The 16,574-nt window shown below is 47.9% G+C and carries 15 protein-coding genes; 8 read left to right on the top strand and 7 right to left on the bottom strand.

The features are described from left to right. Window positions 1-5 precede the first annotated feature (5 nt). The 6 genes from mmsB to MTF70_RS08935 all read right to left on the bottom strand — a co-directional run bounded on the left by mmsB (window position 6) and on the right by MTF70_RS08935 (window position 6,879). Window positions 6-902: a 3-hydroxyisobutyrate dehydrogenase gene (mmsB, locus tag MTF70_RS08960; RefSeq protein ID WP_033906449.1), complete on the bottom strand. Its 897-nt coding sequence runs from the start codon at window positions 900-902 to the stop codon at window positions 6-8. A 19-nt stretch (window positions 903-921) separates the two neighbouring features. Further along, entirely contained in the window at window positions 922-2,052 is a 1,131-nt protein-coding gene (locus tag MTF70_RS08955; RefSeq protein ID WP_054577807.1) for an enoyl-CoA hydratase/isomerase family protein, read from the bottom strand. A gap of 10 nt (window positions 2,053-2,062) precedes the next feature. Beyond that, window positions 2,063-2,839: an enoyl-CoA hydratase gene (locus tag MTF70_RS08950; RefSeq protein WP_205461064.1), complete on the bottom strand. Its 777-nt coding sequence runs from the start codon at window positions 2,837-2,839 to the stop codon at window positions 2,063-2,065. Between the two features lie 49 nt (window positions 2,840-2,888). Further along, on the bottom strand, window positions 2,889-4,043 hold the full coding sequence (locus MTF70_RS08945; RefSeq protein WP_005373226.1) for an acyl-CoA dehydrogenase family protein: 1,155 nt from the start codon (window positions 4,041-4,043) through the stop codon (window positions 2,889-2,891). Window positions 4,044-4,136: 93 nt separating this feature from the next. Further along, window positions 4,137-5,630 (bottom strand): CoA-acylating methylmalonate-semialdehyde dehydrogenase, encoded by a 1,494-nt coding sequence (locus MTF70_RS08940; protein WP_171345620.1) that lies wholly within the window; start codon window positions 5,628-5,630, stop codon window positions 4,137-4,139. A gap of 70 nt (window positions 5,631-5,700) precedes the next feature. Continuing rightward, complete coding sequence (locus MTF70_RS08935; RefSeq protein WP_171345619.1) at window positions 5,701-6,879, bottom strand: thiolase family protein; 1,179 nt, start codon at window positions 6,877-6,879, stop codon at window positions 5,701-5,703. 209 nt (window positions 6,880-7,088) lie between these two features. Here MTF70_RS08935 and MTF70_RS08930 point away from each other — a divergent pair, with 209 nt between their 5' ends. From MTF70_RS08930 to MTF70_RS08900, 7 genes are all read left to right on the top strand, one after another. Next, complete coding sequence (locus MTF70_RS08930; protein WP_005373242.1) at window positions 7,089-7,475, top strand: MerR family DNA-binding transcriptional regulator; 387 nt, start codon at window positions 7,089-7,091, stop codon at window positions 7,473-7,475. 45 nt (window positions 7,476-7,520) lie between these two features. Then, a complete protein-coding gene (locus tag MTF70_RS08925) occupies window positions 7,521-8,690 on the top strand; it encodes an isovaleryl-CoA dehydrogenase (RefSeq protein WP_005373245.1) in 1,170 nt (389 codons plus the stop codon). A gap of 114 nt (window positions 8,691-8,804) precedes the next feature. Continuing rightward, window positions 8,805-10,412 (top strand): carboxyl transferase domain-containing protein, encoded by a 1,608-nt coding sequence (locus MTF70_RS08920; RefSeq protein ID WP_005373247.1) that lies wholly within the window; start codon window positions 8,805-8,807, stop codon window positions 10,410-10,412. 104 nt (window positions 10,413-10,516) lie between these two features. Next, on the top strand, window positions 10,517-11,299 hold the full coding sequence (locus MTF70_RS08915) for an enoyl-CoA hydratase-related protein (RefSeq protein ID WP_005373249.1): 783 nt from the start codon (window positions 10,517-10,519) through the stop codon (window positions 11,297-11,299). Beyond that, the gene (locus MTF70_RS08910; RefSeq protein ID WP_005373251.1) at window positions 11,292-13,340 is read left to right on the top strand and encodes an acetyl/propionyl/methylcrotonyl-CoA carboxylase subunit alpha; all 2,049 of its coding nucleotides are present in this window, start codon (window positions 11,292-11,294) and stop codon (window positions 13,338-13,340) included. Before MTF70_RS08915 ends, MTF70_RS08910 begins: the two co-directional genes overlap by 8 nt. Then, entirely contained in the window at window positions 13,321-14,223 is a 903-nt protein-coding gene (locus tag MTF70_RS08905) for a hydroxymethylglutaryl-CoA lyase (RefSeq protein ID WP_025767895.1), read from the top strand. The genes MTF70_RS08910 and MTF70_RS08905 overlap by 20 nt, the downstream gene beginning before the upstream one ends. A gap of 175 nt (window positions 14,224-14,398) precedes the next feature. After that, the gene (locus MTF70_RS08900; protein ID WP_025767896.1) at window positions 14,399-14,719 is read left to right on the top strand and encodes a DUF1840 domain-containing protein; all 321 of its coding nucleotides are present in this window, start codon (window positions 14,399-14,401) and stop codon (window positions 14,717-14,719) included. A 99-nt stretch (window positions 14,720-14,818) separates the two neighbouring features. Here the strand turns inward: MTF70_RS08900 and MTF70_RS08895 are convergent, their stop codons facing one another. Next, window positions 14,819-15,685 carry a mechanosensitive ion channel domain-containing protein gene (locus MTF70_RS08895; RefSeq protein ID WP_005373258.1) on the bottom strand — a complete coding sequence of 289 codons (867 nt, stop codon included), beginning with the start codon at window positions 15,683-15,685 and terminating at the stop codon, window positions 14,819-14,821. Window positions 15,686-16,019: 334 nt separating this feature from the next. On the opposite strand from MTF70_RS08895, the gene MTF70_RS08890 reads away from it, so the two are divergent. After that, entirely contained in the window at window positions 16,020-16,568 is a 549-nt protein-coding gene (locus MTF70_RS08890) for a sugar O-acetyltransferase (protein WP_205461065.1), read from the top strand. The last annotated feature ends 6 nt before the right edge of the window (window positions 16,569-16,574 follow it).

Genomic DNA, 16,574 nt, shown 5'->3' with positions numbered 1-16,574 from the left:
GCTCCTTAGGCCTGATTTTGCTTTTGGTAGAACTCAAACAAGCTTGAAAAATCTTTTTGCCCGTTGCCCTGACCGTTGTGAAAATTAAACAGATTACGAGCCAAGCTGCCCATTGGCGTTGATGTTTGACTGGCAACCGCCGCTTCCATCGCAAGACCCAGATCTTTAGCCATTAACTGGCTCATAAAGCCGCCTTGATAACCATTGCTTGCAGGCGTATTTTCCATCACACCTGGACAAGGGTTATAAAGCTCTAGCGCCCAGTTACGCCCTGAACTTTGCAACATGATGTCGGAAAGCACTTTGGGATCGAGTCCGTTTTCCATCCCTAAATTTAGTGCTTCACAGGTGCCGCTCATCAAAATGCCCAACATCATGTTATTGCAGATCTTCGCGACCTGACCAGCTCCAACATCGCCCGCATGGAAGATGTTTTTACCCATGTGGCTAAGCACCGCTTTGGCTTGAACAAAGTTCTCTTGCGAGCCGCCAACAATGAAAGTTAACGTACCTGCTGCTGCGCCCGCAACGCCACCAGATACTGGTGCATCAACAAAACTGATACCAAGTTGCGATGCTTTTTCGCCAACCAAACGAGCAGTCGCAGGATCGATGGTGGATGAATCAATCAGCAAGGTGCCTGATTCGACGCTATCTAATATGCCATCTTGACCAAGATAAACGCTTTGAACGTGTTGGCTCGCTGGCAGCATAGTGACAACCACATCAACACCTTGTACTGCCTGCTGAACGGAATCGGCACTTGAAGCGCCCAATGCGGTCAACTCCTCAACTGCGTTTGGGTTCAAATCAAATACTTCGACGTTCAAGCCCGCTTTAAGTAGATTCTTAGCCATAGGCGCACCCATGTTACCAAGGCCAATAAATGCAATTTTGTCCATATCGTATTTCTTCCTTGTACTAAAGTGCCGCTATAGCTACCGACGATGCGGTCAGTGGGTATTCTGCTGAGTCAATTGGCGAGAAGAAGCGCTCCAAAACTTGTGGCGTTACGTCAGAAACCGTGCGATGTTGCCAAGTCGGTTGATTGGTTTTATCAATAATCAGCGCACGAACCCCTTCTCTAAAATCACCTTCTAAGCCACAACGTAGTGTTAGGTTAAATTCCATATCAAAACACGCTTTCAAAGAGAGGTTTTGATACTGCGTTAACTGCTGATAAGTGATACTGAGCGACAACGGACTGCCATAGTTCAGTGACTTCTGCGCATTGACGAACCACTTGTTATCAACGTTAGCACGGCTGATTGCATCAACAATTGACGCTAAGTCACCCGAACATAACTGCTCAATCAATTCCGCATAGGGCATCAACATCCCTTCGGTTGGCTCGTCCACGTGTACCGAACGCAGCGTAGTGGCGATTTTTTCGTTGATGTTCGCTTCACCTTTCCAACTTACCGATGCAAGCAGATCCAGCAGCACTTGCTTGTTTTCTGGCTGTGCAATCCATTGGCTTAACCCCAACGCTTTCATATCTGTTGCGTTAATTTGACAAGCCGTCAAACTTAAGAACAGTGCCAAATGTTTTGGCAACTGGTTCAGGAAGTACGTCGCGCCTACATCTGGGTAAAGGCCAATTTTAATCTCTGGCATTGCAAAGCGTGTGGTGGTTTCTGCTACGCGATGGCTGGCACCCATAAACAGGCCAACTCCCCCGCCCATCAAATAACCATGTCCCCACGCGATGATCGGTTTTGGATAAGTATGAATAAGATGGTCACAGCGATATTCGAGGTCAAAGAAGGTTTCCATCGCTGAAAACGCAGAATCAAAGTCTTGCTCTTTGTTTTCAAGTGCACGGTAGATCGCTTGAATATCGCCACCAGCACAAAACGCTTTTTCACCTTGAGCATGCAAGAATACCGCGACGACGCTGTCGTCCGTTTGCCATTCACTAAGCTGTTTGTACAACTTCTCAATCATCACGTAACTCAACGCGTTGAGAGCAGCTGGATTATCCAGCTCCAGCACACCAATAACAGAGCCATCAGCGCACTCAAGTTTTGAAACATTTACTGTACCTGTCATTTGGCCTCCGCTAGCTGTTTGTCCATTGTGGCTTGCGCTTTTGCAAAAACGCATTCACACCCTCAGTCTGATCTTGTGTATTGAACAGCTGTAAAAACAGTTCACGCTCCAAAACCAATCCAGCTGCATGAGTTTGGCTGCGTCGACCTTGAATTAGCGTTTTGCACGCAGACACAGATTTCGGTGATTGACCTGCAACACGCTGTGCTAGCTCCATAGCCGCTTCGAGTGCTTGACCTTTCGCCACCACCTCTTCGACTAACCCAATTTTTTCCGCTCGCTCGGCCGTCACACGCTCGCCACACAGGATCATACGCTTCGCCCAACCTTCACCTACCAACGCGGTCAGGTTTTGCGTCCCACCCGCACACGGCAACAAACCTACCGATGCTTCAGGAAGTGCCATTTGTACTTGTTCTTCTGCGATACGAATGTCACACGCCATCGCCACTTCCAGACCGCCGCCCATCGTGTAACCATTAATCGCTGCGATAGAAACCCCATCGAATGCAGAAAGCGCTTCAAACGCTTCACCAAATGCGAACGCCATGTTTGCTGCTTGTGATTTATCACCCGATGCAAAGTTATTAAGATCTGCTCCAGCAGAAAAGAATTTCTCGCCTTCGCCTGTTAAAACCAACGCATAAATAGAGCGATCATTACTAAGTTCAATTGCCAACTCTTTTAGCTGATTCAAAGACTCAAGCGTCCAAGTGTTCGCTGGCGGATTACTAATCGTGAGCTTGGCAATATGCGCTTCGCGCTCTAATTTGATTTGTGCCGTCATAATCTTTCAGTCCTTTTTAATTTCTTTAGGTAAGGCTGTGTCTCGCTGACTAAAGCAGCTCAACGCCTTCCGTTAGTAATCGTCTTGCGACGATCAGACGCATGATTTCGTTGGTACCTTCAAGAATTTGGTGAACACGAACGTCTCGGAAATGGCGCTCGACTGGATATTCTTTGATGTAGCCATAGCCACCGTGAATTTGCAGCGCCTGATCGCAGACTTTAAAGCCCACATCAGTAGCAAAGCGTTTTGCCATGGCACAGTACGCACTTTTTTCTGCGTGCTGGGCATCGAGTTTAGCGGCAGCGAGTCGCACCATTTGACGCGCAGCGACCAGCTCAGTCGCCATATCAGCAAGCTTGAACTGCAACGCTTGAAATTGCGCCAGTGAACGGCCGAACTGTTTGCGTTCGTTCATATATTGCTTGGCTTCGTTCAGTGCTTGTTGCGCAGTACCGACGGAACAAGTAGCGATATTGATTCGACCACCATCAAGGCCAAGCATGGCGAACTTAAAGCCTTCTCCCTCTTCACCCAACAGATAGTCAGCCGGAATGCGGACATTTTCGAAGGTAATCATGCGAGTTGGCTGGCAGTTCCAACCCATTTTGGCTTCTTTTTTACCGTAGCTAATGCCTTCGCAATCAGCAGGAACAACGAATGCAGAAACGCCACCCGCTCCTTCACCACACGAACGCGCCATCACGACGAGAACATCTGTATCACCCGCACCCGAGATAAACACTTTTGCGCCATTGAGGACAAACTCATCGCCATCACGCACTGCGCTAGTCGTTAGAGAAGCGGCGTCAGAGCCGGCATTAGGTTCGGTTAAACAGTAGGAAGCGAGCTTTTCACCCGAAATTAGATCCGCGCTAAATTGCTGCGCCACTTCTGCTTTGGCAAAGCTGGTGATCATCCACGTCGCCATGTTGTGAATGGTCATAAACGCAGTAGTCGCGGTACAACCCATAGCCAACTGCTCGAAAATGATCGCCGCATCCAAACGAGATAACCCTAAGCCACCATGCTCTGGCGGCGTATAGATGCTCAGAAAGCCCAGCTCACCCGCCTGACGCAGTACATCTTTAGGGAAGTGATGGTTTTCATCCCACTCGGCCGCATGAGGCGCTAACATTTGGTCTGCAAACTGCTTTGCTACTTCGGCAAACGCGAGTTGATCTTCGTTTAATTCAAAATCCATCTTGAAGTCCTAAGGTCTAATTCGTTGCATTTGTATCCGAGCCAAGCCCACTTAAACGGTGGCGCTTGGCTAGAGGTGTCGCTAATCCAGTAATTAGCTAAGTTGAATGGTCATGTTTGGACCGCTTGGAATGTCATCTTCAAACCAACGCGCGGTGACCGTTTTCGTCTCGGTGTAGAAGCGAACCGCTTGTTTACCGTAAGCATGCAGGTCGCCGTAGAAGCTGCCTTTCCACCCAGTAAATGAGAAAAATGGCAATGGCACCGGAATCGGAACGTTGATGCCTACGTTACCTACTTCGATATTGTGTTGATACTTTCTCGCGGCAGCGCCGTTCGCCGTGAAAATAGACGTACCATTACCAAAGCGGTTTGCATTGATCAGTTCAATCGCTTCATCTAGGTCATCCACTTCCATAGTTAACAGCACAGGCCCGAAAATTTCTTCCTGATAAATCGACATGTCTGTGGTCACGTTGGTAAACAGTGTTGGCCCCACCCAGTTACCGTTCGGGAAGCCAGGTACTTGGCACTCTGTCCCGTCCAGAACACAATTCGCGCCTGACGCTTTGCCTTCATTAATCAGATTCACCACTCGCTGCTTCGCTTGAGGGCTAATCAGTGGACCATAACCGGCGGTTTCATCATCCCACGCGCCAGGCTGAACCTGAGCTAACGCCTCTTTAAGCTCTGGAATCCATTCTTTGGTTTCGCCGACAAATACGGCAACCGAAATCGCCATACAGCGTTGGCCTGCAGCACCAACTGACGCACCAACTAGGTTATTGATGACTTGCTGTTTGTTTGCATCCGGCATAATGACCATGTGGTTCTTAGCACCTGCAAATGACTGCACGCGTTTCAGGTTGTCTGTACCTGTTTTGTAGATGTGCTCACCAACGGGCACAGAGCCAACAAAAGAGATCGCACGAACGACTGGATCAGTCAGAATGCGGTCGACTTGCTCTTTGGTCCCGTGAACAACTTGCAATACGCCTTTTGGTGCGCCAGCTTGTTCAAACAGCTCCGCCAATTTCATTGCAGTCAGCGGAACTTGTTCCGAAGGTTTTAGAATAAAGGTGTTGCCACAAGCGATCGCCATCGGGAACATCCACAATGGGATCATCGCAGGGAAGTTAAAGGGTGTGATGCCAGCACAAACACCGAGCGGTTGAATGTAAGAGTAACCATCAATATTGGTCGCGACGTTTTCCACCGTTTCGCCCATCATTGAGCTACAAATGTTTGCAGCTTGCTCTACCACTTCAATTCCGCGCCAAATGTCACCCTTTGCATCCGCGAGGGTTTTGCCTGTCTCACTTGAAAGCAGTATCGCCAACTCATCGTGTTGCTCTTTTAACAGATGTTGGTAGCGCAACATCAATCTCGCACGCTCCGGCGCTGCAACTTCTTTCCAGCGTTTGAACGTTTCTGTTGCGCTGGCAATCGCCGCATTCATTTCCGATTCCGTGGCACAAGGTACTTGTGCAATCACTTCGTTGGTTGCCGGGTTGGTTACATCTAGCCATTGTTTTGAATCGGAGATGGCAAATTCACCACCGATATACTGCTTTACTTGTTCTGTCATGATGACATCCTTGTATTTTTCAGCTTGTTACTGACTACTGTTATGTAAGTGAAACTTTGTTGAGAGTGATTTAGCAGATTTCAATCGCGATAGCGGTTGCCTCGCCACCACCAATACAAAGTGATGCGACACCGCGTTTGCCGCCTGCCTGTTTAAGAGCGTGAATCAAAGTGACGAGGATTCGGTTACCACTTGCACCAATTGGATGGCCTAACGCACATGCGCCGCCACGTGGATTCACTTTGCTTGCATCCAACTCAAGCGCTTTCACTGCGTACTGCGTTACAACTGCAAACGCTTCATTGATTTCCCAAAGGTCCACGTCTGATTTGTCCCAGCCCGTTTTTTCCAGCAGCGATTCAATCGCGAAGACTGGTGCGATGGTGAACTCATCAGGCTGTCTTGCATGCGTGCTGTACGCGACAATTTTGGCTAGAGGCTGAAGGTTTTCCTGACGACCAAACTCACTATCGACTAAGATCATTGCCGACGCACCATCCGAAATGGAACTAGAGTTTGCTGCGGTTACGCCGCCATCTTTGGCAAACGCAGGGCGTAAGGTAGGAATTTTAGTGACGTCGAGTTTGCTCGGTTGCTCATCATCTACAACCAGGGTTTCGCCGCGTCGACTTTTTACGTTAACAGGCACGATCTCTTCTTTGAACAAACCTTGTTCGATTGCTTGCTGCGCACGAGTCACCGACTGTTGCGCCCAGGCATCCATACTTTCACGGCTGAACTGATACTTTTGCGCCGTCTGCTCTGCAAAGACACCCATCAGCTCGCCTTGGTAGGCATCCTGCAACCCGTCATAAAACATGTGATCAAGCACTTGCTCGTGACCTAAACGGAAACCATCACGCGCTTTCTTTAATAGATAAGGAGAAGACGACATGTTTTCCATGCCACCAGCGATGACAGCATGCGCATTACCAGATTGAATAAGGTCATATGCCAGCATGACGGTTTTCATACCCGATCCACAAACTTTGTTCAGTGTCGTACAACCAATCGATTGTGGCATTTCAGCTTTAAGACTTGCTTGTCTTGCAGGCGCTTGCCCCACACCGGCGGGTAAAACGCATCCCATCAACACTTCGTCTATTTTGTGCACATCGAGTTGGCTTTCGGCTAGCGCCCCTTGAATGGCTTTCGCACCAAGTTCCGTGACATCTGTTGAAGCTAATGCACCTTGAAAAGAGCCGATAGGCGTTCGCTTAGCGGCTACAATCCATGTTTCATTTTTCATTCCATTAACCTTTTGTTGACGTTTACGTCATAACTATACTAACATTTACGTTAACGTCAAGTTTGAGGTTATTGTTTGTTCGAGTGACTCTTTGATTTTGAGTAAATGCGAGTGATATCAAGGCTCAAGAGTGGATGTTGTTTGTTTACTTTAACGTTAACGAATTGTATATTCATGTGAATGTTATACGAAAGTCGTAAGGTTAAGGAATGAACACATTTAAGATCAGCGAGCTCGCGAAAGAGTTCGACATTACTACTCGAAGCATTCGCTTCTACGAAGATTTAGGTCTCCTAACTCCAGAACGTAAAGGCAACACTCGAATCTACAATGGTCGCGATCGAATTCGACTAAAACTGATTTTGCGAGGTAAGCGATTGGGCTTTTCTCTTGCAGATATCAAAGAGTTATTTGAACTCTACGATACCGATCAAAGTACTGAGCAGTTGAACTATATGATTCGGTTGATCGAAGAGAAGAAGGCAGCATTGCAACAGCAAGCAAACGACATTCAAGCGGTAATGATGGAGTTAAATGCTGCGCAGTTGCGATGCCAAAACACACTGAGATCCATGAAAGGCGAAAAAGTCACCTAACACCTCAACTCTGGGATGTAGGTGACGTAAAGGCAAGGACACGCAATGAAATCTACCTACTCTTCCCTGAACTTTGTTTATGACGAAAATACCGATTTGCTTCGCGAGCAAATCAATAGTTTTGCTGCAAGAGAAATTGCGCCGCTAGCGCAATCTATCGACCAAACTAACGACTTTCCAAACCATCTTTGGTCCAAATTAGGTGACATGGGTCTTTTAGGTGTGACCACCAGCGAAGAGTTTGGTGGTGCAGGCATGGGCTATCTCGCCCACGTTATCGCTATGGAAGAAATAAGCCGAGCATCCGCTTCGGTTGCGTTAAGTTACGGCGCTCACTCCAACCTTTGCGTCAACCAAATCCACCGTAACGGCACACAAGCGCAAAAAGAGAAATACCTACCTAAGCTCATCTCCGGTGAACATATCGGCGCCCTTGCTATGAGTGAACCCGGCGCCGGCTCTGATGTGGTCTCTATGCAGCTTAAAGCCGAACGTAAAGGCGATATTTTCCTATTAAATGGCAACAAAATGTGGATCACCAACGGCCCTGATGCACACACCTATGTTGTCTACGCAAAAACCGACCCAAGCCAGCACTCCAAAGGCATCACGGCGTTTATTGTGGAACGCGGATTCCCTGGATTTACTCAAGCACAAAAACTCGACAAGTTGGGCATGCGCGGCTCGAATACGTGTGAGCTGGTCTTCCAAAACTGCGAGGTCCCTGCGGAGAATATTCTCGGCGAAGAAAACCAAGGCGTGAAAGTATTGATGAGCGGCCTCGACTACGAACGTGTGGTGCTTGCAGGCGGCCCACTTGGCATCATGCAGGCGTGTATGGATATCGTTGTGCCTTACATTCACGACCGTAAACAGTTCGGTAAATCCATCGGTGAATTCCAGCTAGTTCAAGCAAAAATCGCGGATATGTACACACAAATGAATGCCGCTAAAGCGTATGTTTACGCCGTCGCTGCCGCTTGTGATCGCGGTGAAACCACACGTAAAGATTCTGCTGGCGCGATCCTCTACAGCGCAGAGCTGGCAACCAAGATGGCACTGGATGCGATTCAACTACTTGGCGGTAACGGCTACATCAACGAGTTTGATACGGGCCGTTTGTTGCGAGATGCCAAGCTGTATGAAATCGGTGCGGGCACGTCAGAAATTCGCCGCATGCTTATTGGTCGCGAATTGTTTAACGAAAGCGCCTAATCATCATACCTAGGCGCTCTGACTCTAAATAACTTCCTTATTCAACCTAAATCTTATTCAACATAGATAAAGACGGGTGGTGTCACCCGTCTACCGAATGGAGATCGGCTATTTATGGCTTGTTTGACGACCAATATTAATACCCATTCAGAGCAGTATCAGGAAAACTACCGCTCTATGGCGTCACTTGTAGATCAACTTTATACCGTGACTGCCCAAATAGAAGATGGTGGCGGTGAGAAAGCCCGCGAGCATCAGCAGAAGAAAGGCAAACTTCCGGTACGTGAGCGCATTCTTGCCCTACTCGACCCTGGTTCGTCCTTTCTAGAAATTGGTCAATTTGCTGGCTGGGATGTGTATCCAGATTACGTTCCATGTGCTGGAGTGGTTGCAGGTGTGGGTGTGATTGACGGCACTGAGTGCATGATCGTCGCGAACGACGTGACGGTAAAAGGCGGCAGTTACTACCCACTCACCGTGAAAAAGCACTTAAGAGCACAAGAAATTGCAGAAAAATGCCAACTGCCGTGTGTTTACTTAGTCGACTCTGGCGGTGCTAACCTCCCCCGCCAAGATGAAGTCTTCCCAGATAAAGACCATTTTGGCCGTATTTTCTACAACCAAGCCCGTATGTCGGCCAAAGGCATTCCACAAATTGCGGTGGTCATGGGGCTATGTACCGCTGGCGGCGCTTATGTCCCTGCCATGTGCGACGTATCCATCATAGTCAAAGAACAAGGCACGATTTTTTTGGCAGGTCCACCTCTTGTAAAAGCAGCGACAGGTGAAGAAGTCAGTGCGGAAGATCTTGGTGGCGCAGACGTTCATTGTCGCACCTCTGGTGTGGCGGACTATTACGCAGAAAATGATCACCACGCGTTAGAGTTGGCAAGACAAGCCGTTTCTCAAATTAACCACTTGAAACCCGTTCAACTCAAGCAAAAAGCACCACAGGAACCACATTTTCCTGCCCAAGAGCTGTACGGCATCGTCGGGACCGATCTCAAAAAGCCGTTTGATGTTAAAGAGGTCATTGCCCGAATTGTTGATGATTCCCAGTTCGATGAATTTAAAGCCTTGTTCGGCGAAACCTTGGTCTGTGGCTTTGCCCATATTCACGGTATGCCGATTGGCATTGTCGCTAACAACGGCATTCTATTTTCGGAATCAGCACAAAAAGGCGCGCATTTTATTGAGCTGTGCGCACAACGCAAAATTCCTCTGCTCTTCTTGCAGAACATCACGGGCTTTATGGTCGGTCAGAAGTACGAAGCCGAAGGCATCGCCAAACATGGTGCGAAAATGGTAACTGCTGTTGCGTGTGCAGACGTGCCGAAGTTTACCGTGGTTATTGGTGGATCGTATGGCGCAGGAAACTACGGCATGTGTGGCCGCGCTTATGATCCAACCATGATGTGGATGTGGCCAAACGCGCGCATCTCCGTCATGGGTGGAGAGCAAGCGGCTGGCGTGATGGCGCAAGTGACCCGCGATATCAAAACTCGCAAAGGTGAAAGCTGGAGCGTAGAGGAAGAAGAAGCGTTCAAACGTCCAATTGCGGAGCAATATCAGACTCAAAGCCATGCATACTACGCCAGTGCACGCCTGTGGGACGACGGCATTATTGACCCTGCGAAAACCCGTGATGTTGTCGGCATTGCTCTGTCTGCTGCGCTTAATGCGCCAATACCAGACAGTAAATTTGGCATCTTCCGCATGTAGCCGGATGCAAGGCAAACCTTAACTCCTCGCGAATACCGATGTTTAAAAAGTAATGGTTAGCGAGCATTGAAATACAGACTGAAATGTCAGACAAAGGAAGTCACATGACCGGACTACTGCTTGAAAAAGACAGCAATGGCGTTGCTTGGTTGAGCCTCAATCGACCAGAGAAACACAACGCGTTTAATGATGAATTAATTGCTTCACTTATCGACACCTTGGAAAAACTTGAGAGAGACAACTCTCTACGTGCATTGGTACTAACGGCGCAAGGTAAACACTTTTCTGCGGGTGCGGATCTTGGCTGGATGCAGTCAATGGCCACCAAAACCGAGGGGGAAAATCTGCAAGATGCACAGCAGTTAGCGTTGCTCTTGCACAAACTGGATACCTTTAGCAAACCAACCATTGCTATGGTGCATGGCGCTGCATTTGGCGGCGCACTTGGGCTTATCTGCTGCTGCGATATCGCTATCGGTACACCTGAAAGCCGCTTCTGTTTGAGTGAAGTGAAACTCGGTTTGTTACCCGCGACAATCGGACCCTACGTCATTCGAGCGATTGGACAACGACAAAGCCGACGCTACTTTTTAACCGCGGAACTGATTGATGCCGAAACCGCACTATCGATGAGTATTCTTCATCAGATAGACTCTCAACCACGTGAAGCCGTCAATCGCACCATTGATCACCTGCTTAACAACGGTCCACAAGCCATGCAGGCAGCAAAAACGCTCTGCTTACGTTGTGACAATCAACCTATCGAGCATTCATTAATTGAATACACCAGCCAAGCTATTGCAACCGCCCGCGTGTCCGAAGAAGGACAAGAAGGACTGAGTGCATTTTTTGAAAAGCGCGCCGCCAATTGGAGGAATCATGTTTAAAAGAATACTGATCGCAAACCGCGGTGAAATTGCCTGCCGAATCATTAAAACCGCAAAAAGCATGGCTATAGAGACGGTTGCCGTCTATTCCGAAGCGGATCGCAGCAGCTTACATGTTAAACAAGCGGATTTCGCTGAATTCATTGGCCCCGCTCCTGCGAGTGAATCGTATCTCGATATCGATGCAATTATCGGCGCTGCGAAAAAATGGCAAGCCGATGCTATCCACCCTGGGTATGGTTTTCTTTCCGAGAACCCTAAACTGGCGAAAGCGTGCAGCGAAAATGGCATTGTTTTTATTGGCCCTCCCACCAGCGCAATTGAAGCAATGGGTTCGAAGTCGCAAGCCAAAGCCATCATGTCTGAGGCGAACGTGCCCTTGGTTCCCGGCTATCACGGCACAGACAACAGCGTAGAGCACTTATTAGCGGAAGCTGAAAAAATCGGTTACCCAGTGATGCTTAAAGCAACACAAGGTGGCGGCGGCAAAGGCATGCGAGTGGTCAACAGCGCAGCCGAAATGCCGCTGGCTATCGACGGAGCGCAGCGTGAAGCACTTTCAAGCTTTGGCGATAAGCAGCTTCTAATCGAAAAATGCATATTGCAGCCTCGCCACGTGGAAGTTCAGGTATTCGCAGACCAGCGTGGCAACTGTGTCTATCTTTCTGATCGCGATTGTTCCATTCAGCGTCGTCACCAAAAAGTAGTCGAAGAAGCACCAGCTCCCGGTCTTAGTGATGAACTGCGTAAACAAATGGGTGAAGCTGCGGTTCAGGCCGCTCAAGCGATCGACTATGTTGGCGCTGGCACGGTGGAGTTCTTACTCGATAGCCGAGGTCAATTCTACTTCATGGAGATGAATACCCGTCTGCAAGTTGAACACCCTGTCACTGAATTGATCACCGGCGTTGATTTGGTGGAGTGGCAATTCAAAGTCGCAGCTGGCGAGCATTTACCTATTTCGCAATCGGAAATCACCCACAACGGTCATTCAATTGAGCTGCGAATTTACGCAGAAGATACAGACAATGACTTTATGCCGTCGACTGGCCGCATTGATTACTTAAAAGAACCCGTATCAGACAGTAGTGTGCGCCTAGCGTGCGTACGCGTTGATAGTGGTGTTACCCAAGGCGATAGCATCAGCGAATATTACGATCCAATGATCAGCAAGCTGATCGTCTGGGGGCAAACTCGTGATATCGCTCTAAAGCAGATTAAGCAGGCGTTAACTCAATATCACGTACGTGGCGTAACGACAAACATTGGTTATCTGCACAGTATTATTTCGCAGCCAGCCTTTGCCGAGATTGAGCTAGATACAGGTTTCCTCGTAAGACATCAACAAGGCATAAATGAGCAGCAAGACGTCTCGGATTCAATCTGGCTTACATTGGCGGCGGTTGCTCGTTGGAATGATCTCATTTCAAAATCAGACAGCTCAACGTTACCCGCGCCAACCAAACGAGGTTTTAGACTGTCAGTTGACAACGTTTATCGATTTAACTTCACGGATGCCAATGCCAACCATCAGGCACGTTTGCAACAATCATCGCAAGATACAGGATCTCACTTCACTGTCCGATGCGGCGAGGATCTGCATCAGGTCATCCTGCTTGAAAGTGACAACCAGTTTATCGTCGATATTGATAATGTGCGTTACACCTTTAATGCACTTAGCGATGAACAAAGAACAACACTATTTTATCTTGGTCAGCAGCGCACGTTCGCTCATCAACCTAACTTTGACTCTGCAAAAGATGTAGATGATGAACTAAGTCCAACCGCACCACTCAACGGCATAATTTCAGCAGTTATGGTGGCTAAAGGTGACGAAGTGGCGGCGGGCGATCCGCTTTTGGTACTCGAAGCAATGAAAATGGAATACACCATCACGGCTCCGGTAGCAGCAAAAGTCGACGAATTGTTTTATCAGCACGGGGACCAAGTACAGCACGGTTCCATCCTGCTGAATTTGGCTTTGATATCGGATAACGTCAGTGAAGATAAGGAGCGCGAATATGCTACCAGCGAAGGTTAATATCGTCGAAGTCGGCGCTCGTGATGGTCTGCAAAATGAAACGTCAGTGACGCTGGTTGATAAAATCCGTTTGATTAACCAACTAAGCAGCAGTGGCTTAAAGCATATTGAGGCGGGATCTTTCGTCTCTCCAAGGTGGGTGCCTCAAATGGCCGATTCCGATCAGGTGTTTGCTGGTATCTCAAAAAAGCCTGACGTGGTTTATAGCGCGCTCACACCAAATCTCGCAGGGTTAGAACGTGCGCTGGAAAGCGGTGTAAAGCGAATTGCGGTGTTTGGCTCCGCTTCAGAAACGTTCAGCCAGAAGAACATCAACTGCAGCATTACCGAAAGTCTCGCTCGATTTGAACCCGTTATCGAATTGGCGAACCAGCATAACATTCCTGTACGCGGTTACTTGTCTTGTACCATGGTGTGTCCATATGAGGGAGTAGTCAAGCCAGAGCAAACTACCAAGGTCGCCAATACGTTGTTTGATATGGGATGTTATGAGATTTCGCTCGGTGATACTGTCGGTAAAGCAACGCCTAATCGCGTTATCGCCATGCTGGATTCGTTGTTAACGCTACTGCCAAAAGACGCGCTCGCAGTACATTTTCATGACACTTATGGACAAGCATTAGCCAATATCTATCAAGCCTTGTTAATGGGCATCAACACCATTGATAGCGCAGTAGCGGGGCTCGGCGGCTGCCCTTACGCGAAAGGAGCCAGTGGCAATGTTGCAACGGAAGATGTACTTTATCTGTGTGAGCAACTTGGGATTGAAACGGGCGTTGACCTTAGCGTCATCAATGAAGCGGGTTGGCAAATTTGCCGTGCGTTAGGAAAGTCTCCTGCTTCTAGGGTCGCATTGGCTCTAGGCGATCCGTATAGCTTGTAAATCATCAACTATCATAATCAAATAATGTATTTAAACGGGCATGCAGACGTACGTGCCCGTTTTTTATTGTTACTCATAAAAACCTTAACGCTCAACGGTCTTCATCACATTAATTAGTGCCTGATTTCAGCTACAATTTAGTTTCAAAGCGAACGTATAAAACAGGATCAGGTAAATGCTCATAACATTTCGTTGTCGAAGCCACTCAAACGTCACAATGTTTGGTGATATTGCATTAGATATGCTCAAAATGATGGGTCACAGCGGCACGGTGCCGGGATCAATTTCCGCTCAAGATGTTCCTGACGCGTTATCAAGATTAACTTCTGCTCTATCTGCGAAAAATGCAGCTGAAGAAAATCTCCATACTGATGTAGACGAGGAGGAAGAACAAGCAGAGCCCGCGGTAAGCCTAGGACGCAGAGCGTTTCCACTGATTGAGTTGCTAAAATCAGCAATCAAAGAAGAATGCGAAGTCATGTGGGACAACCAATAACGCCTTCAAACTGGTTTCTAACGAGGTGAATCCGTGTTGTGACCGCCTCGCTTTTGGTTACTCGACACCAAGATAAGAACACCAATACCGCTTATCGCCCTATCCGTTTCTCTCCCTAGACAACTTGATTTGCCCATCAATGTGCACATCTCGTTGTGGAAACGCGATTTCAATGCCGTGCTTTTCGAAAGCTTCGTAGATTTCAAAACGCATGGCACTTGCGACCGAGCGAATACCGCCCTCAACCGTTGAGTTAATCCAAAAATAAGATTCGAAGATCAAAGCATTGTCACCAAAGTCTTGAAAAAACACATCTGGCGCTGGCGAACTCAGAACTTGCGCTTGCTGCGAAGTCACTTCCGCCATTAAGGCAGCAACCTGTTTGACATCGCTCCCATACGCGACACCGACGACGACAGAGCCACGAACTAATCTGTCGCATAACGTCCAGTTGATCACCACGTTCTCAATCAACTGACTGTTGGGTATGAGCATATGAACACCATCGGTTCGTCTGATTCTCGTTGAGCGTGTATTTATTTGCTCGACAGTGCCTTTGGCGCCCTCAACCTCTAAAAAGTCCCCAATTCGGATTGGCTTTTCACCAATCAAAATCCAGCCACTTATGAAGTTGTTAATGATGTTTTGCGCACCAAAACCGAAGCCGATAGCGATGGCACCAGACAGAAAGGCAAACGCGGTAATTGGCACATTGATCATCGAAAGTGTGGTCATAAAAATAATGGCGAGAGCGATGACAAATAATATCCGTTTAACCAAATGAATCACGTTTGGGTCTTTCCCCGATGAAGACATTCTTGACGTAACGGTTTTGATTAAAATTTTTGATAACCATAAAGCGACAATCACCCATGTCGGCACCATCAATATCGCCCATAACGTGATAGGTTGTTCGTTAAAGGTAAACAGTGTTGTTTCTAAAAATGAAATGACCCGTTCGAACATAAAGTGCTCACTCTTGATTCATCGTTGCCAGCAAGCCAGAGCGCATAAGTCTTATATTTTTAGCCCAATCGATAGCGCAAGCGGCTCAATTAAGTTCTTCTTATTAACTATATTGTAATCTATGTAAAACGCTTCAAGTGGTTTCCCACTTTGGCTTCAACCGATTAAGCCACTTAGGGAGTACGTCTTTGTGTACTAAACGAGCCAATCAACCGACTGGATACGCAAGGCAAATCAGTGATAACTTTCTGATTTTTAAGCATCAAATTTTCACTTCGAATCACTCTCACTTATTATGCACCTTATTGCGAATAACATTGATGGAATGATTGTTATGTCAGAACTGACTCGGATGCGCTCTGGAGAAACCTATAATTGTCTGGATGAAGAACTAAAGCTCATGCGCGCCAAAACCGCGCAGCTTGTATTCCAATTTAACCACGAGCCAAACCCAGATATACGTAGACAACTATTGGCAGAAATGGGCGTCCAATTAGAAAACAGCGCCTGTATAGAGCCACCGCTTCAACTTACCTACGGTTGTCACTTGTCCATCGGAGAAAACACCTACATCAACTGGGATGCCATTATTCTGGACAATGGGCAGGTTGAGGTTGGCGCGAACGTCATGATTGGGCCTAGAGTGCAAATTTACACAGCCGCTCATTCACTCGATACACAAAGACGCTTAGCCGGAGATGAGATCGCCAAACCGGTAACAATTGGCAATAACGTTTGGATTGGTGGGGGCGCAATCATACTGCCAGGCGTGACCATTGGCGATGAGGCCGTCGTCGGCGCTGGCTCTGTCGTAACCAAAGACGTTGCGCCGGGCGATCGAGTCGTTGGAAATCCGGCGCGCTCCATTAAACCCAAAAAATGAAGAAAG

The organism is Vibrio sp. 2CM40D, from assembly GCF_023161825.1.
GTDB classification, from domain to species: Bacteria; Pseudomonadota; Gammaproteobacteria; order Enterobacterales; family Vibrionaceae; genus Vibrio; species Vibrio alginolyticus.
The sequence above is the reverse complement of the archived record's forward strand: the minus strand, read 5'-3'. Positions and strand labels throughout refer to the sequence as shown.